Origin of the sequence: Amycolatopsis azurea DSM 43854, assembly GCF_001995215.1 — a bacterium.
GTDB classification, from domain to species: Bacteria; Actinomycetota; Actinomycetes; order Mycobacteriales; family Pseudonocardiaceae; genus Amycolatopsis; species Amycolatopsis azurea.
The window spans coordinates 147207-168850 of sequence record NZ_MUXN01000007.1 but is presented as its reverse complement, the minus strand read 5'-3'; the positions used below and the strand labels follow the sequence as shown (position 1 = coordinate 168850).

General features: G+C 68.9%; 21 protein-coding genes and 1 pseudogene. 7 read left to right on the top strand and 15 right to left on the bottom strand.

Going from position 1 to position 21644, the window contains the following annotated elements; all coding sequences use genetic code 11:
* Positions 1-15: 15 nt before the first annotated feature.
* The gene (locus B0293_RS11600; protein ID WP_005168504.1) at positions 16-648 is read left to right on the top strand and encodes a TetR/AcrR family transcriptional regulator; all 633 of its coding nucleotides are present in this window, start codon (positions 16-18) and stop codon (positions 646-648) included.
* Between the two features lie 138 nt (positions 649-786).
* Here B0293_RS11600 and B0293_RS11595 read toward each other — a convergent pair whose 3' ends face one another.
* The 5 genes from B0293_RS11595 to B0293_RS11575 form a co-directional block, all read right to left on the bottom strand.
* Complete coding sequence (locus tag B0293_RS11595) at positions 787-1740, bottom strand: helix-turn-helix transcriptional regulator (protein ID WP_005168505.1); 954 nt, start codon at positions 1738-1740, stop codon at positions 787-789.
* A 92-nt stretch (positions 1741-1832) separates the two neighbouring features.
* Positions 1833-2654 carry an HpcH/HpaI aldolase/citrate lyase family protein gene (locus B0293_RS11590; RefSeq protein WP_005168506.1) on the bottom strand — a complete coding sequence of 274 codons (822 nt, stop codon included), beginning with the start codon at positions 2652-2654 and terminating at the stop codon, positions 1833-1835.
* On the bottom strand, positions 2651-3451 hold the full coding sequence (locus B0293_RS11585) for an FAS1-like dehydratase domain-containing protein (protein ID WP_005168507.1): 801 nt from the start codon (positions 3449-3451) through the stop codon (positions 2651-2653). The genes B0293_RS11590 and B0293_RS11585 overlap by 4 nt, the downstream gene beginning before the upstream one ends.
* Complete coding sequence (locus B0293_RS11580; protein ID WP_005168508.1) at positions 3448-4602, bottom strand: CaiB/BaiF CoA transferase family protein; 1155 nt, start codon at positions 4600-4602, stop codon at positions 3448-3450. Before B0293_RS11580 ends, B0293_RS11585 begins: the two co-directional genes overlap by 4 nt.
* Before the next feature lie 17 nt (positions 4603-4619).
* Complete coding sequence (locus tag B0293_RS11575; RefSeq protein WP_005168509.1) at positions 4620-5768, bottom strand: acyl-CoA dehydrogenase family protein; 1149 nt, start codon at positions 5766-5768, stop codon at positions 4620-4622.
* Positions 5769-5855: 87 nt separating this feature from the next.
* Between B0293_RS11575 and B0293_RS11570 the strand changes: the two genes are divergently transcribed.
* The 3 genes from B0293_RS11570 (at position 5856) to B0293_RS11560 (ending at position 9005) form a co-directional block, all read left to right on the top strand.
* On the top strand, positions 5856-6803 hold the full coding sequence (locus B0293_RS11570) for a LysR family transcriptional regulator (protein ID WP_005168510.1): 948 nt from the start codon (positions 5856-5858) through the stop codon (positions 6801-6803).
* Positions 6800-7582, top strand: a complete 783-nt coding sequence (locus B0293_RS11565) for an alpha/beta fold hydrolase (RefSeq protein ID WP_005168511.1) — start codon at positions 6800-6802, stop codon at positions 7580-7582. Before B0293_RS11570 ends, B0293_RS11565 begins: the two co-directional genes overlap by 4 nt.
* Positions 7583-7655: 73 nt before the next feature.
* The gene (locus B0293_RS11560; RefSeq protein WP_005168512.1) at positions 7656-9005 is read left to right on the top strand and encodes an MFS transporter; all 1350 of its coding nucleotides are present in this window, start codon (positions 7656-7658) and stop codon (positions 9003-9005) included.
* Between the two features lie 96 nt (positions 9006-9101).
* On the opposite strand, the gene B0293_RS11555 is transcribed toward B0293_RS11560, so the two are convergent.
* The 3 genes and pseudogenes from B0293_RS11555 to B0293_RS11545 all read right to left on the bottom strand — a co-directional run bounded on the left by B0293_RS11555 (position 9102) and on the right by B0293_RS11545 (position 12435).
* Positions 9102-9407 (bottom strand): hypothetical protein, encoded by a 306-nt coding sequence (locus B0293_RS11555; RefSeq protein WP_005168513.1) that lies wholly within the window; start codon positions 9405-9407, stop codon positions 9102-9104.
* Positions 9408-10113: 706 nt separating this feature from the next.
* Positions 10114-11303 (bottom strand): annotated as a pseudogene (locus tag B0293_RS11550) (DUF222 domain-containing protein).
* A 73-nt stretch (positions 11304-11376) separates the two neighbouring features.
* On the bottom strand, positions 11377-12435 hold the full coding sequence (locus B0293_RS11545) for an FAD-dependent oxidoreductase (protein WP_005153734.1): 1059 nt from the start codon (positions 12433-12435) through the stop codon (positions 11377-11379).
* Positions 12436-12516: 81 nt separating this feature from the next.
* On the opposite strand from B0293_RS11545, the gene B0293_RS11540 reads away from it, so the two are divergent.
* Positions 12517-13080 (top strand): TetR/AcrR family transcriptional regulator, encoded by a 564-nt coding sequence (locus tag B0293_RS11540; RefSeq protein WP_005153732.1) that lies wholly within the window; start codon positions 12517-12519, stop codon positions 13078-13080.
* Here the strand turns inward: B0293_RS11540 and B0293_RS11535 are convergent.
* From B0293_RS11535 to B0293_RS11515, 5 genes are read right to left on the bottom strand one after another with little or no spacing between them, the layout of a single operon-like run.
* Positions 13077-14075 carry a TerC/Alx family metal homeostasis membrane protein gene (locus B0293_RS11535; protein ID WP_005153729.1) on the bottom strand — a complete coding sequence of 333 codons (999 nt, stop codon included), beginning with the start codon at positions 14073-14075 and terminating at the stop codon, positions 13077-13079. The two genes, B0293_RS11540 and B0293_RS11535, sit on opposite strands and share 4 nt — an antisense overlap.
* 39 nt (positions 14076-14114) lie before the next feature.
* Positions 14115-15029: a LysR family transcriptional regulator gene (locus B0293_RS11530; RefSeq protein WP_005153725.1), complete on the bottom strand. Its 915-nt coding sequence runs from the start codon at positions 15027-15029 to the stop codon at positions 14115-14117.
* Positions 15029-16207, bottom strand: a complete 1179-nt coding sequence (locus B0293_RS11525) for a glycine C-acetyltransferase (protein ID WP_005153723.1) — start codon at positions 16205-16207, stop codon at positions 15029-15031. Before B0293_RS11525 ends, B0293_RS11530 begins: the two co-directional genes overlap by 1 nt.
* The gene (gene tdh, locus B0293_RS11520) at positions 16207-17238 is read right to left on the bottom strand and encodes an L-threonine 3-dehydrogenase (protein WP_039916335.1); all 1032 of its coding nucleotides are present in this window, start codon (positions 17236-17238) and stop codon (positions 16207-16209) included. Before tdh ends, B0293_RS11525 begins: the two co-directional genes overlap by 1 nt.
* Before the next feature lie 59 nt (positions 17239-17297).
* The gene (locus tag B0293_RS11515; RefSeq protein WP_005153719.1) at positions 17298-18071 is read right to left on the bottom strand and encodes a TetR/AcrR family transcriptional regulator; all 774 of its coding nucleotides are present in this window, start codon (positions 18069-18071) and stop codon (positions 17298-17300) included.
* A 60-nt stretch (positions 18072-18131) separates the two neighbouring features.
* Between B0293_RS11515 and B0293_RS11510 the strand changes: the two genes are divergently transcribed.
* Both B0293_RS11510 and B0293_RS11505 read left to right on the top strand, forming a co-directional pair.
* Entirely contained in the window at positions 18132-18917 is a 786-nt protein-coding gene (locus B0293_RS11510) for a daunorubicin resistance protein DrrA family ABC transporter ATP-binding protein (RefSeq protein ID WP_005153718.1), read from the top strand.
* The gene (locus B0293_RS11505; protein WP_005153717.1) at positions 18914-19690 is read left to right on the top strand and encodes an ABC transporter permease; all 777 of its coding nucleotides are present in this window, start codon (positions 18914-18916) and stop codon (positions 19688-19690) included. The genes B0293_RS11510 and B0293_RS11505 overlap by 4 nt, the downstream gene beginning before the upstream one ends.
* On the opposite strand, the gene B0293_RS11500 is transcribed toward B0293_RS11505, so the two are convergent.
* Together B0293_RS11500 and B0293_RS11495 are read right to left on the bottom strand one after the other, a co-directional pair.
* Positions 19635-20372, bottom strand: a complete 738-nt coding sequence (locus B0293_RS11500) for a GNAT family N-acetyltransferase (protein WP_052014341.1) — start codon at positions 20370-20372, stop codon at positions 19635-19637. The two genes, B0293_RS11505 and B0293_RS11500, sit on opposite strands and share 56 nt — an antisense overlap.
* A gap of 61 nt (positions 20373-20433) precedes the next feature.
* On the bottom strand, positions 20434-21624 hold the full coding sequence (locus B0293_RS11495; RefSeq protein ID WP_005153716.1) for a PP2C family protein-serine/threonine phosphatase: 1191 nt from the start codon (positions 21622-21624) through the stop codon (positions 20434-20436).
* Positions 21625-21644: the final 20 nt, after the last annotated feature.

The following is a 21644-nucleotide window of genomic DNA, read 5'->3' as shown; positions in this document are numbered from 1 at the left end:
CAATAAGCTGGCGGGATGACGACGGAGACCCCGGTCAGCAGGGCCGCACGGAAGAAGCAGGAACTACGGCGCGAGATCGTGGAGACCGCGTTCGACTGCTTCGCCGAACGCGGTTACCACACGACCGGTATCGCCGACATCGCCGCGCGGCTGGGCATCGGGCACGGCACCTTCTACCGGTACTTCCAGAACAAGCGGGACATCGTCGACCACGTGATCACGGACCTGGTCGAGAAGGTGGTCGCCGCGCTGGCCGCGGACAACGCGCCGGACGCGGTCAACAGCCTGGCCGAATACCGCAGGCAGAGCGCCCGGATCGGCGACGCGCTCGCCCGGATCTTCGGCGGCGACCCGCGGATGGCCCGGTTCCTCCTGCTCGAAGCGGCGGGCATCGACGCCGAGATGCGGGAACGGGTACTGGATTTTTACGAGACCGCCGCCGAGCTGACCGCGGGCTACCTGCACCACGGCGTCCGCCTCGGGTATCTGCACGAGGACCTGGACGTGGACGCCACCGCGCGCGCGATCAACGGGATGATCCTCGCGTCCATACTCGCCGAACTGCGCGATCCGTCACCGGAACGGCAGGCGGCGATGAGCCGAGCGGTCCGTCGCGTCATGTACGACGGCATCGCGGCGCCTCGCTAGAGACCGGCCGGCCGGTCCGGTGTAAGACGCACCAGCCGACGGGGTCCGGGCCGTGCTGGTGGACAGGTCCATGAAACAGGCTCCAGATGCGCGGGTCTAGCGGCGAAAACGCATAACGAGACCGGCGCGAAACGAACGTCAGGATCTGCGCAGGGTCTGACTGGGCGACTCACCGAAAGCGGCGCGATAGTGGGCGCTGAACCGGCTGCCGTCCAGGAATCCCCATTTCGCGGCGACACGGGTGATCGTCCCGGCCGCACCGGGTTCGGCGTCGCGGAGTTCCGCACGGGCCCGGTCCAGCCGGACCCGGCGCAGGTAGGCCATCGGGGTGGTGTCCAGATGCCGCCGGAACGCCAGTTGCAGGGCGCGCACCGAGACCCGGCAGGCACGGGCGACGTCCGCGACACCGAGGTCGAGATCCGGATTGGCCTCCAGGAAAGCGATCCCGCGGCGCACGGTGTCCGGGACGGCGTCCCTGCGGTCACACGGACGCTCCTCGCCCTCGCCCGCGATGAAGGTGTCCAGGGCCACGGCGGCCATCAGCCGCCCCGCCGCGCCCAGCACCAGCGGACCGTTCTCCACCCCCGGCTCGGAGAACAGACCGGTGACGTACTCGACCGTCCTGCGCCATCGTTGCGCCTTCACGATGCTCACCGGCTCATAACTCAGCCGCTCGATCGCCCCGCCGTCCTGCGCCGGGTCGACCCCGGTGAACAGGGCCAGATCGATACCGGTGACCTGCAGACGCGCACGGTGCAGGCCGGTCCGGTAGTCGTGACCGGGATGCGGGCCCGCGAACACGTCGCCGGGCCCGAACCGGCGGTCGCTGAGACCGTCGTCGATCTCCAGCACGCCGTCCAGCACTCGCAGCAGCACCATCCTGCCCAGCGGCTGGACGACGACCTCCGTGGTCAGCGTGTTGTGCAGGAAGTCGAAATGCACGTCTCCGAGATCGCAGCGGTCGTGCTCGAAACGATAGTTTTCGACGCTGCCCCGCACTCGCAGCCGGTTGTCGCGGTAGGCCTCGGCGATCAGGGCCCGAGCCTGCTCCGGATCGGTGGTCGAGAACTCCGTCACCACGGGTTCGTGCATGAGACCACATCTCCTTTCCGTTCACCCGTAACGAAAAGTCGCCCGTCGGAACGGTACTGCCAGTCGGCGGGCATCACCAGGTCGAGTCGGGTTCATCCGGCTGGTCGAAATGGCTGACGCGCACGGTCCAGGATGGCCCTGGCGCGCAGTTCGACCGGCCTGTCCACCATCTGTCCGTCCGCCACGGCCACCGAACCATCGCCCACGAGCGCGGCCACTCCTCTCGCCCACTCGATTTCGCTTTCCGACGGCGCCAGTTCCCGGGCGGCGACGGCCACCTGCCGGGGATGGACACAGAGCTTTCCGGTGAACCCCAAGCTCTTCGCGTGAGCGAGGTCCGCCTTCAGCGCGGCCTCGTCGCCGAGCGCCGTGGTCACCCCGTCGATCGGAGCAGCCCTGCCCGCGGCCGCTGCGGCGACGACCAGCGCGGAACGCGCGTACCGCAACGCTTCGTGCGATCGATGGTCGACGCCGAGCTGGGTGGCCAGGTCGACGCTGCCGAAGGCGGGGCGCACCACCCCGTCCGCTCCGCAGACGGCCACCGCGCCCGCGATCCCGGCCGCCGTCTCCACCAGCGGCAGGAGCGGGACGCCGGGCAGCCGTCCGGCGAGGGCGTCGAGCTCGGCGCGGTCTTCGGCCTTGGGCACCATCACCGCGAGCGCGTCTCCGACGCTCGCGACATCCTCGTCGTACCAAGGGGTTCCGGCGGCGTTGACGCGGACGACCGCCCGGTGGCCTTCCGCCAGCCACGCCCGGACATTTTCGCGCGCTGTCTCCTTCTGTTCGGGCGCGACAGCGTCTTCCAGGTCGAGGATCACGACGTCGGCACCACTGGCCGCGGCCTTGGCGAACCGGTCCGGCCGGTGGCCGGGCACGAACAGGAAGGTCTTCGCGGAGGCGAGAAGAGCACTCATCGGCGCACCGTTCCGGTCGCCGTCCGCCGTCCGTGGCGATCACGGACGGCGGTGGCGGTCTCGTCCGCTCCGGCTTCGGCCCGGACGATCAGGCCTTGATGGTCGAACAACGGCGAGACCAGGCGGTAGTCGAAGGCGAGTTCCCCACCGATCCCTTGCCGCCTCGCGGCCTCGGCCATCGCGAGCGCCTGCAACGGGCCGTGGGTGAGCAGCCCCGGATAGCTCTCGACGTCGCGCGCGTAGTCGCGGTCGTAGTGGATGCGGTGCGCGTTGTAGGTCAGCGCCGAGAAGCGGAACAGCAGCGTCGGCGAGATGTCGATCGCCCATTCGCCGTCGGCCACCGGCACCTCAGGCTCTTCGGTGGCCGCCTTGGCTTGCTCCGAAGCGGCGTCGCGGTAGACGATGTCCTGTTCCTCGTCGACCACGACCCGGCCGTCCTGGATGATCTTGTGTCCGGTGGTGACGAAGGTCAGCCGTCCCGTGCGACCCTGTTTCTCTTGCACGGAAAGCACTTCCGTGCGCCGGACGGCGGGCAGGCCGCATCGCAGCGGCGCGAGCGTCCGGACCCGGCCGCCCGCCCACATGCGACGTCGTCCGGGTTCCGGAGGCGCGGGGATGGTGGCGCGGATCGGATGCCCGTCCGGCCCCAGATCGGCCTGCGCGGGCCGGTCGAGCAGGTAGAACCAGTGCCACAGCAGGGGCAGGCCGTCGCGGTCCACGTCCGGCATCTCGACGTCGAGCAGCGAACTCAGCGCTTCCGCCGGGCCGGGCTGCAAGACCTCGGCTACTTCCTTCACGGCCGGACCTCCTCGCCGGGACCGAACTCGGCCCGGATCGACTCGTTGTGCGCCCCCAGCGCGGGGACCGGCCCCATGACCGGTTCCCTGCCCACCACCTCGACCGGGGGCAACAGCGCCTCCAGCGCGCCGGCCGGGGTTTCCACCGCGCGCCACCGGTTCCGCGCGGCCAGCTGCGGATGCCGGGTGAACTGCTCGGGCGTCCGCAGCCGGGCGTTGGCGATCCCGGCGCGCTCAAGCAGGTCCCCGACCTCGTCGGCGGTCAGGCCGTTGAAGGTCTCCTCCAGGATCGCGGTGAGTTCGTCGTCGTTGTCGACGCGGTCGTCGTTGGTCCGGAAGCGCGGATCTTCGACAAGTTCTTCGCGCCCCAGCACGTCCCGGCAGAGCACGATCCACTCCCGTTCACTTTGGACACTCAGGAAGACCTTGTCGTCACCGGTGCTGTACGGCCCGTACGGCGAGATCGACGGATGTGCCGCGGCCGTGCGCCTCGGCGGTTCCTGGCCGTAGCGGGAGAAATAGGCGGGCTGGCTCATCCACTCGCCGAGCGAGTCGATCATCGCGACGTGCAGGCTCGCGCCCTCACCCGTGCGTTCGCGGTCGTACAGCGCGGTGAGGATGCCGGTGTAGGCGTACATCCCGGTGGCGATGTCGGCGATCGAGATCCCCGCCTTCGCCGGGGTTTCCGGGGTCCCGGTGGACATCACAAGCCCGGTCTCGCACTGAACGAGCAGGTCGTAGGCCTTCTTCGTCCGATACGGACCTTCGGGGCCATAGCCCGAGATCGAACAGTGGATCAGTTCCGGGCGCTTCGCGCGCAGGGTCTCGGCGTCGAGTCCGAGCCGTTCCACCGCCCCGGGTACGAGGTTCTGCACGAACACGTCGGCCCGGTCGATCATCACGCCGAGCAGCGCCCGATCGGCCGGATCCTTGATGTCGAGTTCGACGCTTTCCTTGCCTCGGTTGAGCCAGACGAAGTAGCTCGACTGCCCGTGGACGGTCCGGTCGTAGTCGCGGGCGAAGTCGCCGACGCCACGGCGTTCGATCTTGATGACCCGCGCGCCGAGGTCGGCGAGCTGACGTGACGCGAACGGCGCGGCGACGGCCTGTTCCAGCGCGACGACGGTGATTCCCTCGAGTGGGTGGCCCATGCTGCCTTCCTCGCTGTTCAGGACGGGATGCGGTGCCGTTCGACCAGCTGGCGCGCGATCACGCCGCGCTGGATCTCGTTGGTGCCTTCACCGACGATCATCAGCGGCGCGTCACGGAAGTAGCGTTCGACGTCGAACTCGGTCGAGTAGCCGTAGCCGCCGTGGATCCGGACCGCGTCGAGCGCGATCTCCATCGCGGCCTCGGAGGCGAACAGTTTCGCCATCCCCGCCTCCAGGTCCGCGCGCTCGCCCGAGTCGTACCGGCGCGCCGCGTGGTGCACCAGCTGCCGCGCGGCCTCGAGCTTGGTCGCCATGTCCGCAAGATAGTTGCCGATCGACTGATGCTGCCAGATCGGCTTGCCGAAACTCTCCCGTTCCTGGGCGTACCGCAGGGAATCCTCCAGCGCCGCGCGTCCGACGCCGAGCGCCCGGCAGGCGACCTGGATCCGGCCGATCTCCAGTCCCCGCATCATCTGGGCGAAGCCACGTCCTTCCTCGCCACCGAGCAGCGCGGTGACCGGGGCGCGGTAGTCGTCGAAGGACAGCTCACAGCTCTCGACGCCCTTGTAGCCGAGTTTGGGCAGATCCCGGGAGACCTGGAACCCGGGCCCTTTCTCCACCAGCAGGACGGAGATCCCTTGGTGCGTGGGTTCGGCGGCGGGATCGGTCTTGCACAGCAACGCGACCAGCTGGGACCGGCGCGCGTTGGTGATCCACGTCTTGCGGCCGTTGACGACGTACTCGTCGCCCTCGCGCCGTGCCGTGGTGCGCAGCGCTTGCAGGTCCGAGCCGCCGCCGGGTTCGGTGAGCGCCATCGTCGCGCGGATCTCGCCCGTCGCCATCTTCGGCAGGTAGGCGTCCTTCTGCTCTTGAGTGCCATATGTGGCAAGGAGTTTCGCGACGACCGTGTGACCGCCCATCGCGCCGGCGAGGCTCATCCAGCCGCGCGCGAGCTCCTCGGTCACCAACGCGTAGCACTGGGCGGAGACCTGGGTCTCGCCCCAGGGCACGGGCACGGCCAGCCCGAAGACGCCCATCGCCTTCATCTGGTCGATGAGTTTCTCGGGGTAGGTGTTCGTGTGGTCGAGCTCCTGGGCGGCGGGCCGGACCTCGCGATCCACGAATTCGGCCACGAGCGCGACGATGGCGGTCTCTTCCTCGGTCATGCGATTATCATGAGCGATGATGACTGGGTAAGTGAAATACCGAATGGTGATAGTCGCATAGCGGACCGCGATGAGCAGGGGACGACGGTGGACTTCAAGCAGCTCAAGGCGTTGGTGACGGTCGCCGAAGTGGGCAGCGTGACCCGCGCGGCCGAGCTGCTGCACCTGGTCCAGCCCGCGGTCACCCGGCAGATCCGCACGCTGGAGCAGGAGCTGGGCGTGCCGCTGTTCGAGCGGACCCGGCACGGGATGCGCCCGACCGAGGCCGGCACGACGCTGGTCGAACGCGCCCGCCGGGCGCTCACCGAACTCGACCGGGCCAGGGCCGAGCTGGCCCCGCAACCCGGGGTGGTCACCGGGATCGTCACGGTCGGCCTGCTGGAAAGCGCCGCCGAACGGCTCGCCGCGCCGCTCACGACGGCCGTACTGCGAGACCATCCGGGGATCGAACTGCGGCTGCTCACCGCGTACTCGGGGCATCTTCAGCGGTGGATCGACGACGGCGACGTCGACCTGAGCCTGCTCTACAACCTGACCAGCACGCCGTCGCTCAACGTCCGCCCGCTGGTCCGCGAACGGCTGTGGGCGGTCGCTCCCCCGTCGGCCGGGCTGGAACCCGCGCGGCCCGTCCCGTTCGCGGAGGTGGCGGCGCATCCGCTGGTCATGCCGTCCGAGGGGCACGCGCTGCGCACCCTCATCGACGGCGCCGCCCGCGAGGCGGGTGCCGAGGCGGAGGTCACCGTGCAGACCAACTCGATGACGTTGCAGAAACGCCTGGTGCTCGGCGGGCACGGCTGGACGATCCTGCCCGGCATCGGCATCGCGGCGGACGTCGCCGACGGCACGCTGGGCGCGGCTCCGGTGTGCGAGCCGGAGGTCTGGCGCACCGTCGTCCTCGGCATGCCCCGGACCGGACGGGTGACGCCCGCCGTCGACGCCGTCGCGCGGGCGCTGGTCCAGCAGATCCACCGGACCGTGCGCGAGGGCGAATGGCCCTCGGCGCGGCTCTGGGACGACCGAACAGGAGAAGAATGACCACGCTCCCCCGTACCGGCCACGCCGTCGCCGCCGACGGCACCCGGCTGGCCTACCAGTGCCAGGGCGAGGGCAGGCCGCTCGTGCTGCTGGCCGGGCAGGCGAACGACCACACCTGGTGGGACCGTACGCGCGGGGACTTCCCGAGCACGATCACCATGGACTACCGCGGCACCGGAGCCAGCGACGCACCCGATTCCGCTTACTCCACAGCAGGTTTCGCGGAGGACGTGATCGCGGTCCTCGACGCGCTCGACGTCGCCGAGGCCGACGTCTACGGCACCTCGATGGGCGGCCGCGTCGCGCAGTGGGTCGCCGCGCGGTATCCCGGCCGGGTGCGGCGGCTCGTCCTCGGCTGCACCTCGCCGGGCGGCACGCACGGTGTCGAGCGGTCGAACGACGTGCGGCTGGCGCTGGCCCGGCGGTCCTCCGTGGAGGCACGGGAGACGTTGGAGGACCTGATGTACACACCTGGCTGGCGGGCCGCTCATCCAGGGCCGTATCGAGTGCTGGGCGCACACGGCATGCCGCCGCACGCGGTGCGCGGGCATCTCGTCGCGAGCAACACCCACGACGCCTGGGACGTGCTTCCGGAGATCACCGCGCCCACCCTGGTCCTCCACGGTGACGACGACCTGCTGGCGCCGCCGGCGAACGCGCCCCTGCTGACGGAACGGATCCCCGACGCGCGCATGCACCTGTTCGCCGGGGCGCGGCACGCCTACTTCGACGAGTGCCGTCCCGAGGCGAGCGACCTGGTCAGCGACTTCCTGGGGTAGCTCCCCGGCTCCATGCCGACCGGGTATGCGTCCATCGCGGATTTCTATTTCTCAACCGCAGGGATCACAGCTCATGATGGTCGGCATTCCCGGAGCGAAGGAGCTTCCCTTGCCGCACAAGAAACCCGGCGTCGTGGCGAACGTGGTCCGAGGCTGCCTCGGCAACCTGGTCGAGTGGTACGACTGGTTCGTCTACGCCTCGTTCAGCATCTACTTCGCGGCGAGTTTCTTCCCCAAGGGAAACCAGACGGCGCAGTTGCTGTCCACGGCCGTCGTGTTCGCGGTCGGCTTCCTGATGCGCCCGCTCGGCGGCTGGCTCCTCGGCCTCTACGCGGACAGGTTCGGGCGGCGGGCCGCGCTGACGCTGTCCGTGACGCTGATGAGTTTCGGTTCGCTGACCATCGCGATCACGCCCGGCTACGCGTCGATCGGCATCCTCGCGCCCGTGATCCTCGTGGTCGCCAGGCTCGCGCAAGGCCTCTCGGTCGGCGGCGAGTTCGGGTCGAGCGCGACGTACCTTTCGGAGATCGCCACTCCGGGACGACGCGGGTTCTACTCGAGTTTCCAGTACGTCTCGATCACCGTCGGCCAGCTCGCGGCCCTGCTGGTGATGATCGTGATGCAGGCGCTGCTGACCGAGGCCCAGATGTACGCCTGGGGCTGGCGGATCCCGTTCGTACTCGGCGCGATCGCCGGGCTCGTGGTCATGTACCTCCGCCGCAGCATGATGGAATCGGAACACTTCCAGCGCTCTTCGGCCACCGGTTCCCGTCCCCGCGGCGGTCTGCGGGTCCTGGTGCGCTCGCACCGCCGCCAGGTCCTCGCCGTCCTCGGTCTCGCCATCGGCGGGACGGTGGCTTTCTACACCTTCACCAGCTACCTCCAGAAGTACATGGTGAACACGGCGGGAATCCCCAAACAGACCGCCTCACTCATCGGTTTCGCCGCCCTGTTCCTGTTCATTTTCATGCAGCCCGTCGCCGGCGCCCTGTCCGACCGCTTCGGCCGCCGCCCGGTCATGTTCGGCTTCTCCGTCGGCGGCATGCTCCTGACCGTGCCGATCATGACGCTGGTGGGCAAGACGAGTAATCCGTGGATTGCCTTCCTGCTCATGATCACGGCGCTGGTGTTCCTCAGCGGCTACACGGCTTTGTCGGCGATCATCAAGGCGGAAATGTTCCCCACCAACGTCCGCGCCCTCGGCGTCGGACTGCCGCACGCACTGGCGACCGCTGTCTTCGGCGGGCTTTCGGAACCGATCGCTTTGGCGCTGAAGCAGGCTGGGCACGAGAGCGTCTTCTTCTGGTGGGTCACGGGATGCGTCGCGCTGACCTTCGTGGCGACTTGGGTGGTGCGGGAACCCTCGCGGGACTCTTCTTTGGAGGTTTCCGCTCTGCCTGCTCGAGATTCTGTTGCGGGGTGAGGTTTCTGCCAGGAGTGGAGTGTGGCCGATTTTCGGCGATGAATACTTGCGGCCCTCACAAGGCGACGTGGTAGTCGCCGACCGGAAAGAGAGTAGTCAGGTCTGCTCGGTCAGCCTGTGGGTGAGATCGTCCAGGCGGGCGGTGACTTCCTCCGGGTTGACGAGGTCGTGATGAACGTGGTCGACGACGCCGGTGTCGAGATTTCCGATCTCGAGTTCGGCTTCGCCGCTGGTCCAGATGATGAACGAGCCCACCATGTCGCCGGTCTCGCAGACAACCCGGGCGGTTCTCTTCTCGCGGTCAGGGCCGAGAGTGAGTTGCCATTGGATCGCGGCGGCTTCCCACTTCGGTGCGTAGATGTGGACGGCCGCGACGAACTGGGCGAGGTCGGACTCGATCACCTGCCGATGCTATGCCACCGCTGCTGTCGTGGGCGCCCGGTAATACGTCTTGGACGTCACGGCGGCGGGTAGGCAGATCAGCGCGGCGTCGCACTTGCCGGCTGCGCGTCCGGCCTTGCGGATCGGCGATGATGTAGAGGTCGGTCTTTCCTTTGCCTGGGCAGAGGCCTGCGATCCGGCACATCGTCAGCCCCGGCAGGTAGGCCACCTCGTAGACAAAACACGCGGGCCACGGAGACGGGTAGACCACCCGTAACGCGGGCTCAGTACAGGGCGACGGCGCGTCACGCATCTGCTTCCCGTCCGGCTCCGGACCGACCGCGTGATGCTCGCGCTTTCCGGCGTCCGAGCCGAGGAACACGGCGTATTCGCCGGTTATCCAAGGTATGTTCAGCCTTGCCGTGCATGGTCACCAGTGGGGCGTCAGAGGTCGGCGCGCCACACTACGACGAAACCTCCCTTGCGACGGCTGTACCCCTGTCCGCGCTCCCAGATTCCAGCCGCTGTCGCCTCAGTATCACGCAGAAGTCTGCTCATACAAGGAAGTCGTGGCCGATTTTCGGCAATGCCCTAGAACAGTGGCGGCTCGTCGGCGGGATCCCTGGATGAAGCCATGTTGCCAGGCGCGGGATCTCCCTGTGGAGGGCTGCTTACGCGGAGGCAGTGTGGCCGAAGTGAGGCAGTGTGGCCGATTTTCGACGACGACTCAGAACGGCGGCGGCTCGTCGTCCGGGGACACCGCCGGGCGAGGATCGTGCAAGGGTGGCGGGGTGCTGTCGTAGTGCTGCCCGGTCGGGGTGGTGATGGTGAGGGTGCCGTCAGCAGCCAGGGTGTAGGTCCAGCCCGGTTCGTCCTTGAGCCGATGGTCACGGCGGCAGAACGCGATCAGGTCATCGACATTCGTGTGCCCGCCGAATTGCCACGGCACGGAATGGTCCAGGTCGCAGGCTTGGGCGACACGGTGGCAGCCGGGTCTTCGGCACTCACGGTCCCGCACCCGGACGAACTCACCCAACCCGGCGGTGGGCCGATACCGTTCCCGGCCCAGGTCCAGCACTTGACCGGACAAGGGATCGGTGATGATCCGCCGCAGCACCGCGTCCGGGCCCGAAGCGATCTCCCTCGCGAGCGACGCCGGGATATGCCCATGCCCGGCCAACTCCGCCGGATCCTCGTTCAACCCCAGATAGGTGGCCAGATCCATATAGAGGAACACCTCCGACCGTTCACTCGCCCCGCCTTGACCGCCCAGCAACAAATCCAATGCGACGTCAGCGCGCAATTGGTCAAGGGTGCGGGTCTCGCCACCGGCCTTCAGCGCCCGTGCCTCCCGATCGATCCGCGTGTAGGCCGCGGTCACCTTCTCCACCGGTCCGTCTTCGACTTCGATCGACGCGACCCCGGTCTCCCCATGGCGCACTCGGAGGCGACGACCTTCGCGATTGTGCTCAGTACGCCGCTTCGCACCGTCTCGATCGACGGTCGACGCAGCGTGACTCGCCGCTTTTCGAATCTGTTCGGTGTTCCTCCCCTCCAGCCGGTCTTCCAGCAAGGCGTCGGCGGTGCGGGCGTCCTCGTCGGACAGCCACGCGGTCGCCGCGGCGACCTTCGCCGCCCCCGCACCACCCAGCAACCCCCGATCCATCAACCCCAGCGTGCACGGCAAGCGGGTGGTCAACGCCTCCGCCGTCGACACCAGCGCCGCGGCATGAACGTCCACAACAGACAGCTCGAACGCCACCTCCTGCACCACACTCGACGCGCGATCGCACGGAACCGGACCGCCTCCAACCGCGCGATATCCGCCGACGCCGCCTTCGCGAGCGCCACGCACTCGACGTAGGTCAGGGAGCTGATTTCCTTGCATGAAGCCAAAAAGGCTGTGTCAGTGTCCACGACAAGAACGGTACAACCACCCACCGACAATTCCGGACACCGAGCGGCGTCGCCGATTTCCGGCGACGAAGCATCAGTCGACTTCGAGCAGACCTTCAGCGCCGTTTTCCAGCCGCCGAGCGACTTTCTCCGACCGCGGAAGCATGGAATTCTCGTAAACCTCAACAGCCTCAACAAAACTACTCGAACCGGCCAGCGCGAGTGCGAGTTCGCAAGCGTCGAGCATGGCCAGATTGACGCCGACACCGAGCGGCGGCATCAGGTGGGCGGCATCGCCGAGCAGGGTCACCGACGGCGTGCGTTCCCACGCATGCGGAACGGGCAGGACGTACAGCGGACGGTCCACATAGGGCCCGTCGTTGTCGGTGATCATCCGCAGCATCGTTGGCGACCAAGAAGAAAACGCGTCGAGCAGCCGAGCGCGGATCTCCGGAGTATCACGTGAACCGACCCAGTCCGCAGGCAAGCGCTGGATCACGTAGACCCGGATGTGGTCACCGCTGTTGCGCTGAGCGAACAGGCAGCGGTCGCCGTCGGCCGCCATCGCGCTGCCCTGGCCGACGAGCGCCGCGAGTTCGGGATGCGCGTTCTCGACGTCGTCGAACCAGGCCTCCAGGAACGTGATCCCCGAATACCCGGGCACGGCCGCCGACACCGCCGGGCGGACCCGTGACCACGCGCCGTCGGCGCCGATGACCAGATCCGTGTCGACGGTCGTCCCGCCGGCGAACCGCAAGCGTCCCGGAAGCTCCACGCTCTCCAGGGCAGAACCCCACCGCACGGTGCCCGGTTCGAGTGAATCCAGCAGCAGGCCGCGCAGCTGACCTCGGTCGATCTCCGGTTTGAACAGCTCCCCCTCGGCTGGGACGTGGTGCTCCACAAGCCCGCCCGCAGGATCCAGCTTGCGCATCTCCTGCCCTTCCGGGCGGCAGAGGGCGAAGAACTCGTCGAGCAGGCCGGCCTCGCGGAGAGCCAACTGTCCGTCGTCCGCGTGCAGGTCGAGGGTTCCGCCCTGGTTACGGGCCTGAGGATGGGGGTCGCGGTCGTAGACCGTCACGGGGATGCCGTGCTTCTGCAGGATGCGGGCGCAGGTCAGGCCGCCGGGGCCCGCTCCGATGATGCTGATCGTCATGCCTCCAGAAAAGCAGAACGAGTTAAAAAGTGCAACGAGTCAACTTAGTGACTGAGACAACTCATGAGGTAGAGTGCGCTCATGGAGACTCCCGGACGGCGTGAACGCAAGAAGGCGGCCACCCGCCAGGCCTTGGCGGACGCCGCCTTGAAGCTGTTCTTGGAGCGGGGCTACGACCAGGTGAGCATCCGCGACATCGCCGAGGCCGCCGACGTGTCGACCACGACGCTGTTCAAGCACTTCACCGGCAAGGAAGCGCTGGTCTTCGACGAGTCCGAGGACCGCGAAGCCAACCTGATCGCCGCCGTACGAGACCGCGAAGCAGGGCAGAGCGTCGTCGAGGCGCTACGCGAGTACGTGCTCGCCACCTGGCTCCCGCTCACGGCTCATCCCCAGTACCCCGAGTTCACCGCGCTGGTGAGCGGCACGCCCGCGCTCCAGGAGTACGGCGAACGCATGTGGACCCGGCACGCCGCGGCCCTCGGCGCCGCCATCGCCGAGGACGCCGGTGTGGCCCCTGACGACGTGGCATCCCGCGCGCTGGCGCGATTCGTCCTGGACATTCCCGCGCTCACCCGCGGCAGGGAGGACCCCAAGAAGGCCGTCGAGGAGATCTTCGACCTCCTCGCCCACGGCTGGCGCTAGTCCTCTTCGGACGGCCGAGACCCGCGCAGCGAGCCCGGGTGCGCCTTGGCGGACGGGTCGTCGCGGGTCTTGAGCAGGCTCGCCACCGTCACCACGACGAGGATGCCGATGATCACCGCGAGACTGACCGGCGTCGAGATCTCCGGAACGTTCTCGTCGATGTCCACGTGGGCCCAGTGCAGGATCAGCTTGATCCCGATGAACCCGAGGATCACCGCGAGCCCGGCCGACAGGTACACCAGCCGGTCGAGCAGGCCCTTCACGAGGAAGTACAGCGCCCGCAGGCCCAACAGGGCGAAGGCGTTGGCGGCGAAGACGATGTACGGCTCGTCGGTGACACCGAAGACGGCGGGGATCGAGTCCAGCGCGAACAGCAGGTCGATCCCGCCGATCGCGAGCAGCACCACCACCAGCGGCGTGCCCACCCGCTTTCCCCCCACGCGGGTGAACAGCTTCCCGCCGTCGTAATCCTGCGACAGCGGCAGCAGGCGGCGCGCGGTCCGCACCACCACGTTGTTCTCGACGTCCGGATCCTCGTCGCGATGCCGGAACAGCTGGATCCCGGTGTAGATCAGCAGCAACCCGAACAACAGGAACATGAAGGAGAACAACGAAAGCAGCGTGGCACCGAGCGCGATGAAGATCGCGCGCATGATGAGCGCGACGACGATGCCGAACGTGAGCACCTTGTGCTGATGTTCCTCGGGTACCGCGAAGGTGCTCATGATGATCACGAAGACGAAGAGGTTGTCGACCGACAGGCTCTTCTCCACGATGTAACCCGCGAAGTACTGCTGTCCGAAGTCTCCGCCGTGCGCCAGCGTCAGCCAGACGCCGAACGCCACCGCGACCAGGATGTAGCCGATCGACCAGGCCACCGCCTCGCCGAAACCGACCTTGTGCGGCCGCACGGCCGCGAGGATGAGGTCGAGGGCCAGCAGCCCGAGCACCAGCCCGATCGTCAGGGTCCAGGTGAGGCCGTCGATCTGGAGCATCCGGACCCTGTCTTTCGTTAGGCGGCAGGTGCCCAGATCCTAAGTGGGACTCCCCCGGTCCGCATTCGCATGACCCGGCGCCGCGTCCAGCAGCGCGGCGAGCACGGTCTTGAGCAGCGGATGATCCGCGCTCCCCCGCCGGACGGCGGCGAACACGCGGCGCAGCGGCGGCTCACCTCGCAAGGGGACGGCGACCGAACCGGGGACGGCGGTGAAAGCATTGCGCGGCACCAAGGCCACGCCCTCGCCCGCGGCGACCAGGGTGGTGATCGCGTGGAAGTCGTCGGAGACGTGCCGGATCCCGGGATTGGCGCAGACGATCATCAGCACGTCACGGCAGGGATTCCCGGGTTTCGGCGCGATCCAGTCGTCGTCGGCGAGTTCGTCGATGTCCACTTCGGACGCTTCCGCGAGCCGGTGCGCGGTGGGCAGCACGACGTCGAACGGCTCCACGTACAACGGGAACCGGGTGAGCCTGCTTTCATCCGTCCGTGGCGAGAGCCGGTACTCCTCGGTGATCGCCAGATCGACCTCGCCGTCGAGCAGCAGCGGGATGCTCGCGTGCCCCTCGACGTCCTGCACCTGCATGGACACCCCGGGCGACCCGGAACGCAGCGCGGCGATCGCCGGCGCGACGACCAGGGTGATCGCGGAGGCGAAACTCGCCAGCCGCACCATTCCCCGCACCCCCGAATCGAGCGCGGCCAGGGTGGCGTGTGCCCGTTCGAGTTCCGCGGCGACGGCGTTGGCGTGCACCACCATCAGCTCGCCGGCGGGGGTCAGCGAAACCCGCCTGCCCCGCCGTCTCAACAGCTGCTGGCCGCACTCGGCTTCGAGCGCGGCCAGCTGCTGGGAGACCGCGGACGGCGTCAGGTGCAGCGCCTGCCCCGCCGCCGTCACGGTGCCGTGGTCGGCGAGGGCGCGCAGCACGCGCAGCCGTCGCGGATCGATCATCAGTCCATCATGGACCTAGCCGTCACGAACGCGTCGACGGCCCGGTTCACATCGTCGGTGGAATGCGCCGCCGACATCTGGGTCCGGATCCGCGCCTTGCCGTGCGGCACCACCGGATACGAGAACCCGACCACGTAGATGCCCTGGTCGAGCAGCAGATCCGCCATCCTGCCCGCCTTGGCGGCGTCACCGATCATCACCGGGATGATCGGGTGCTCGCCCGGGAGCAGGTCGAAGCCCGCTTCGGTCATCCGGCGGCGGAACAGCTCGGTGTTCGCCCGCAGCTTGGTCAGCAGCTCACCCGAGGAGCCCAGCAGGTCCAGCGTGGCGATCGCGGCCGCGGTGATCGACGGCGCCAGCGAGTTCGAGAACAGGTACGGCCGCGAACGCTGCCGCAGCATCTCGACGATCTCCGCGCGGCCCGAGGTGTAGCCGCCGCTCGCCCCGCCGAGGGCCTTGCCGAGGGTGCCGGTGAGGACGTCGACCTTGTCCTGGACGCCGAACAGCTCGGGCGTGCCGCGCCCGGTCGGGCCGGTGAAGCCGACGGCGTGCGAGTCGTCCACCATCACCAGCGCGTCGTAGCGCTCGGCCAGCTCGCAGATCTCGTCGAGCGGCGCGAGGTAGCCGTCCATCGAGAACACGCCGTCGGTGGCGATCATCCGGTACCGCGCGCCGGATGCCTCCTTGAGCCGGGCCTCCAGGTCCGCGACGTCGCGGTTGCGGTAGCGCATCCGCTTCGCCTTGCACAGCCGGACGCCGTCGATGATCGACGCGTGGTTGAGCTCGTCGGAGATGATGACGTCCTGGTCGGTCAGCAGCGTCTCGAAGAGCCCGGCATTGGCGTCGAAGCAGGAGCTGTAGAGGATCGTGTCCTCGGTGCCGAGGAACTCCGAGAGCTTCGCCTCGAGTTCCTTGTGCGGCTGCTGGGTCCCGCAGATGAACCGCACCGACGCCATGCCGAAGCCCCAGCGGTCCAGCGCCTCCTGGGCGGCCTTGATCAGCTCGGGGTGGTCGGCGAGGCCGAGGTAGTTGTTGGCGCAGAAGTTGAGGACGTCTCCGCCCGCGACACTGACCGAAGCCTTTTGCGGCCCCTGGATCACCCGCTCGCCCTTGTACAGCCCGGCTTCCCGGATCTCGGCGAGCCCGGCCTTGAGGTCGTCGCGCATCGCGCCGTACATCAGTTCTCCGTCCAATCCAGGATGACCTTGCCGCAACGGCCTTCCCGCGCCGTCGCGAACGCCTTCTCGTACTCGGTGTAGCCGAACCGGTGGGTGATCACCGGCGAGATGTCGAGCCCGGCTTGCAGCAGCACGGACATCGAGTACCACGTCTCGAACATCTCACGCCCGTAGATCCCCTTGAGCTGGATCATCTTCAGCACCACGGCCGCGATGTCGACCGACACGTCGGAAGCGGGCAGGCCGAGCAGCGCGATCCGGCCACCGTGGGACATGTTCGAGATCATGTCGCGCAGCGCCTCGGGCCGCCCGCTCATCTCCATGCCGACGTCGAAGCCCTCGGCCATGCCGAGCCGTTCCTGCGCTTCGGCGATGGTCGCCGAAGAGACGTCCAGCGCGAGGTCGACGCCGACCTTGCGGGCCAGTTCCAGGCGGTGCTCGCTGACGTCGGTGACGACGACGTTGCGCGCGCCGGCGTGGCGGGCGATCGCGGCGGCCATGATCCCGATCGGGCCGGCGCCGGTGACCAGCACGTCCTCCCCGATGACGGGGAAGGACAGCGCGGTGTGCACGGCGTTGCCGAGCGGGTCGAAGATCGCGGCGATGTCGAGGTCGACCTTGGTGCGGTGCACCCAGGCGTTCTGCTCGGGCAGGACGGCGTACTGCGCGAACGCGCCGTCGGTGTGCACGCCCAGGCCCTTGGTCCGGGCGCACAGATGACGCCGCCCGGCCTTGCAGTTGCGGCAGCTCCCGCAGACCAGATGGCCCTCGCCGCTGACCAGGTCGCCCACCTTGACCGTCGTCACCGACCGGCCGATCTCGACCACCTCGCCGACGAACTCGTGCCCGACGACCAGCGGCGCGGTGATGGTGCGCGCCGCCCAGTCGTCCCAGGAGTCGATGTGCAGATCCGTGCCGCAGATCCCGGCGCGCAGCACGCGGACGGCGACGTCGCCGGGGCCGACCGCGGGGTCCGGAACGTCGGTGAGTTCCAGCCCGGGTGCTCGGTCGGCTTTGACCAATGCCTTCATGGCGCGAAGTCTGGCCCGCCCGCGCTGTTCAGTCCATCGCGAGTTTCTGAAATCCCTCGTTAGCGTGTCTTCACAAGAGTGATCACGCCGTCGAGCAGCCGGGCGAGCCCGAAAGCATAAGCGTGCTCGGGATCGTGAGCGCCGTTGTGCGCCTCACCGGCCGACTGTCCGACGCGCGCGGCGAGCGGGAAACGTTCGGGCTCGAAGACCTCCGCGAGCGCCGGACCGGCCTTCGCCCACCACTGCGCGTCGTCCATCCCGGTGCGGCGGACCGCGCGGTCGGCCTCGATCCGGCGGCGCGCGGTCCCCTGGACGTGGTCGTGCACCAGCGTGATCACCGAATCCATCTCGACGTCGGTGAGGCCGAGGCCCTCGACGACGGCGAGTTCGCGTTCGTACTTCGCGATCGACCGGGGCCCCAGCGGCGGACGGCCGGTGAACACCTGCAGCACCCACGGATGCCGCAGGCAGAGGTCCCAGTTCACCCGCGCGACCTCGCGCAGCCCCTCCACCCAGTCGCGATCGCCGGGCTCGCCCAGTTCCCGGACCGCCTCGCCGTAGACCCGGTCGAGCATCGCTTCGAGGAGCTCCTCGCGGGACGCGACGTAGGTGTACAGCGACATCGTGCCGACACCCAGCGACTCGGCGACCCGGCGCATGGACAGGGTGGCGAGGTCTTGGTCGCCGTCGGCGAGTTCGACGGCGGCGGCGATCACCTGTTCGCTGGTCAGCGTGTGTTTCGGCCCGCGGCGCGGCAACTGCCGGGTACCCCACAGGGTGGCGATCGTCCGCGCGGGATCGCCGCCGCCGCCGTTGCTCTCCGTCCGCGTCATGGCGCCATCATAGGCAGGTTACTCCGTAACCCGTACGAAGTTCGTGCTATCTTACTTCGTATGCCATACGAAGAAGCGGCGCTGGAAGCCGTCGACCTGCGCAAGCGGTACCGGGACAAGGTGGCGTTGGACGGGTTCGGGCTCACCGTCCCGGCGGGCACGGTCTGCGGCCTGCTCGGCCCGAACGGCGCGGGGAAGACCACGGCGGTACGGATCCTGAGCACCCTGCTGCGTCCGGACAGCGGAACGGCCCGCGTCGCGGGGCACGACGTGGTCGCCGACCCCCGGTCGGTGCGCTACCGGATCGGCCTGGTCGGGCAGAACGCGTCGGTGGACGAGATCCTCACCGGCCGCCAGAACCTCGTGCTGTTCGCCAGGCTCTACCGCCTGAAGAGCGCGGCGGCGAAACGCCGGGCGGACGAACTCCTCGAACGGTTCGATCTCACCGAGGCGGCCGGGAAACCCGTCGCCGCGTACTCCGGCGGGATGCGACGACGGCTGGACCTCGCGACCAGCCTGATCCTCTCGCCACCCGTGCTGTTCCTCGACGAACCGACCACCGGCCTCGACCCCCGGGCCCGCATCGAGGTCTGGTCGTCGATCAGGGACCTGGTCGGCTCGGGCACCACGGTGCTGCTGACCACGCAGTACCTGGAGGAGGCGGACCAGCTGGCCGATCGGATCGCCGTCATCGACGCGGGCCGCGTCGTCGCGGCGGGCACCCCGGACGAGCTCAAGGCGAAGGTCGGGCCGGACCGCGTCGAGACCGTCACCCGCAAACCCACTCTCGACGAGGTGTTCCTGCACCTCACCGGACACACCGCGACCACAGGAGAGCCCGTATGACCGCGATCACGGACACCACCGCCCTCGCCGGCCGCATCCTGCTGCACTGGCGGCAACGGCCCGGCTCGATCCTGGTCGGCTTCCTCTTCCCCGTCCTGATGGTGCTGATGTTCGGCTACCTCTTCGGCGGCGCGATGGCCGTTCCCGACGGGGACTACCTGGACTTCCTGATCCCCGGCATGCTCGCGATGACGATGCTTTTCGGCCTGGAGGCGATGGTCGTGGCCGTCACCACGGACACCGCGAAGGGCGTCACCGAGCGGATCCGCGCGATGCCGGTCTCCGCGACGGCGATCCTCGCCGGGCGCGGTGTGGCCGATCTGCTCAACGCCGTCGTCGGTCTCGCGGTCATGGTGGTGACCGGGCTGCTGGTGGGCTGGACGCCGGAACGCGGTCTCCTGCCGTCGCTGGCCGCGTTCGGCTTGCTGCTGTGGCTGCGGTTCGCCTTCACCTGGGTGGGCATCTACCTCGGCCTGCTGCTCAAGACGCCGGAATCGGCCGTCGCCGTGCAGATCCTGGTCTGGCCGGTCGGGTTCCTTTCGAGCGCGTTCGTTTCACCGTCGACCATGCCGGGCTGGCTCGGCGCGATCGGCTCCTGGAATCCCTTGTCCGCCACCGCGACCGCGATCCGGGACCTGTTCGGCAACCCCACCTGGGGCGCGACCGACTGGGCGAGCGCGCATTCAGTCGCGCTCGCCCTGCTCTGGCCCGCCGTGCTCACCGCACTCTTCCTCCCGCTGGCAGCGAACCGGTATCGCGCGCTGGGCCGGTGACGGCGGAAGTTTCGGGGACGCGGACCGACACGAAGTCCGGCCGGGGCACCAGTTCGAATCCGATCGACTGGTAAAGGCGGATGGCCGAGGTGTTCGTCGCCGCAGCGTGCATCATCGGTGTCTCGCCCCGGGCCCGGATGCCCGCGGCCACCGCGCGGATGAGCCGGGTCGCCAGGCCCTGACCGCGATGGGCCGGATCGGTGCAGACGGCGCTGATCTCGGTCCAGCCGGGTGGGTGCAACCGCTCCCCCGCCATCGCGATCAGCGCTCCGTCGCGCCGGATTCCCAGATATGTCCCCAATTCGACGGTCCGTTTCCGGAACGGCCCGGGTTTGGTCCGCTCGACGAGGTCCAGCATCTCCGGGACGTCGTCCGGCCCCAGGAGGACGGCCTCGGGATCTTCGGCGGCTTCGAGCGCGACGTCGACCAGCCGGACCCCGGCGATCCTGCCGACGACTTCCCACTCCGGCGGGGCGGGCAGCGAGGTGTGGACGGTGACCGTCGCACCCGGACCGGCCAGCGCGGCCACGTCGGCCCAGACGCCGTCGTCCGATTCGGGTGACAGGGCGAAGAAAGGAGCGACGTCGACCTGGTACCGCAGGACCTGACCGAGGCCTTCGGCGAAAGGGGCGTGCAGCCCGGTCAGCGATGCCCAGACCGGATCGTCGAAAGAGGTGACCATGACGGCAGCGACATCGGCGGGCGGGCTTTCATTCCCGCTCCCACATGCTGAACGCGGCCGGTCAGGACGTGGCGGTCACCGCGATGTCCGCGCCGGGGTTCGGCCCGAACCAGTCGAGGCAGACGACCATGGCGTCGTCGGCGGCGGGCCCGCCGCCGCGATGCTCGCCCAGTTCGGAGAGAACCGCCCTCGGCACGTGGGCCGCCGGCAGGTCCGCGGTCGCGACGACGGCCTCGGCGAGTTCACGGTCGCCGTAGAGCTCGCCGTGCGGGCCCGCCACGTCGTAGACGCCGTCGCTCACGAACACGTAGCGGTCGCCGGGCTCCGCTCGCAGGCGCTCGACGGTGTACGAGGTGTCCTCGAAGGTGCCGAGCGGCAGCTGCTCGTCGAAGGCGACCCGTTCGGTCTTGCCGTCGCGGAACCGCCACAGACGGGGCGATCCCGCGTCGACGGCGTCGATCGCGCCGGTCGCGAGGTCGAACTCCAGCAGCAGGGCCGCGACGTGCTCCTGCCCCCGGTACTGGGCGTACAGGGCCTGGTCGGCGAGTTCGGCCTGGGCGTCGAGCGGGATCCCGGCCCGCCGGGCGTTGCGGAGCGCGTTGACGGCGAGGTTGGTCAGCAGCGCCGCGCTCGCCCCGTCTCCCATGCCGTTGACCAGCGTGACCGACAGTTTGCGCGCCGAGGCCGACCAGTCGAAGCAGTCGCCGTAGATGGCGTACGCGGGTTCGAGCTGCCCGCCGAGGGCGAATTCGGGGCGGGCGCACGCGCGGCCGGGGAGCAACTGCCACTGCATCTCGGCCGCGAGGGTGAGCCGGGACGACCGGCGCGCCTGCACGTAGAGGTCGGTGTCGCGATCGGCGACGAAGACCTCGTGCGCGAGCGCCTCGGCGAACCGGCCGAGTTCCGCCCACACGGGCGGCTCCTGGTCCTCGGGCAGCGTGATGACGAGGATGCCGAGCCTGTCTCCGCGCACGGAGACCGGAAGGTGGGCGCGGACGCCTTCCTCGACGGTCTCGAACGTCGCGCACTGCGCGGTGAAGGCCTCGCCCGCTATCGTGTCCGCCACCGGCACCGGATCGGTGGTGTACGGCAGCACGGTCACCCGCCGCAGTTCGGCCAGGCTGTAGTCGGCCATCAGCAGGTCGACGGCCACCGCGTCGAAGTGCTCCCGCAACGCCGAGCGCAATCCGTCGAGCAGCTGATGCGGCTGGACGCCTCTCAGGACCCGCTCGACAGCCAGGGATCTGTCCACCTCATCGCCTCCCGCACCGT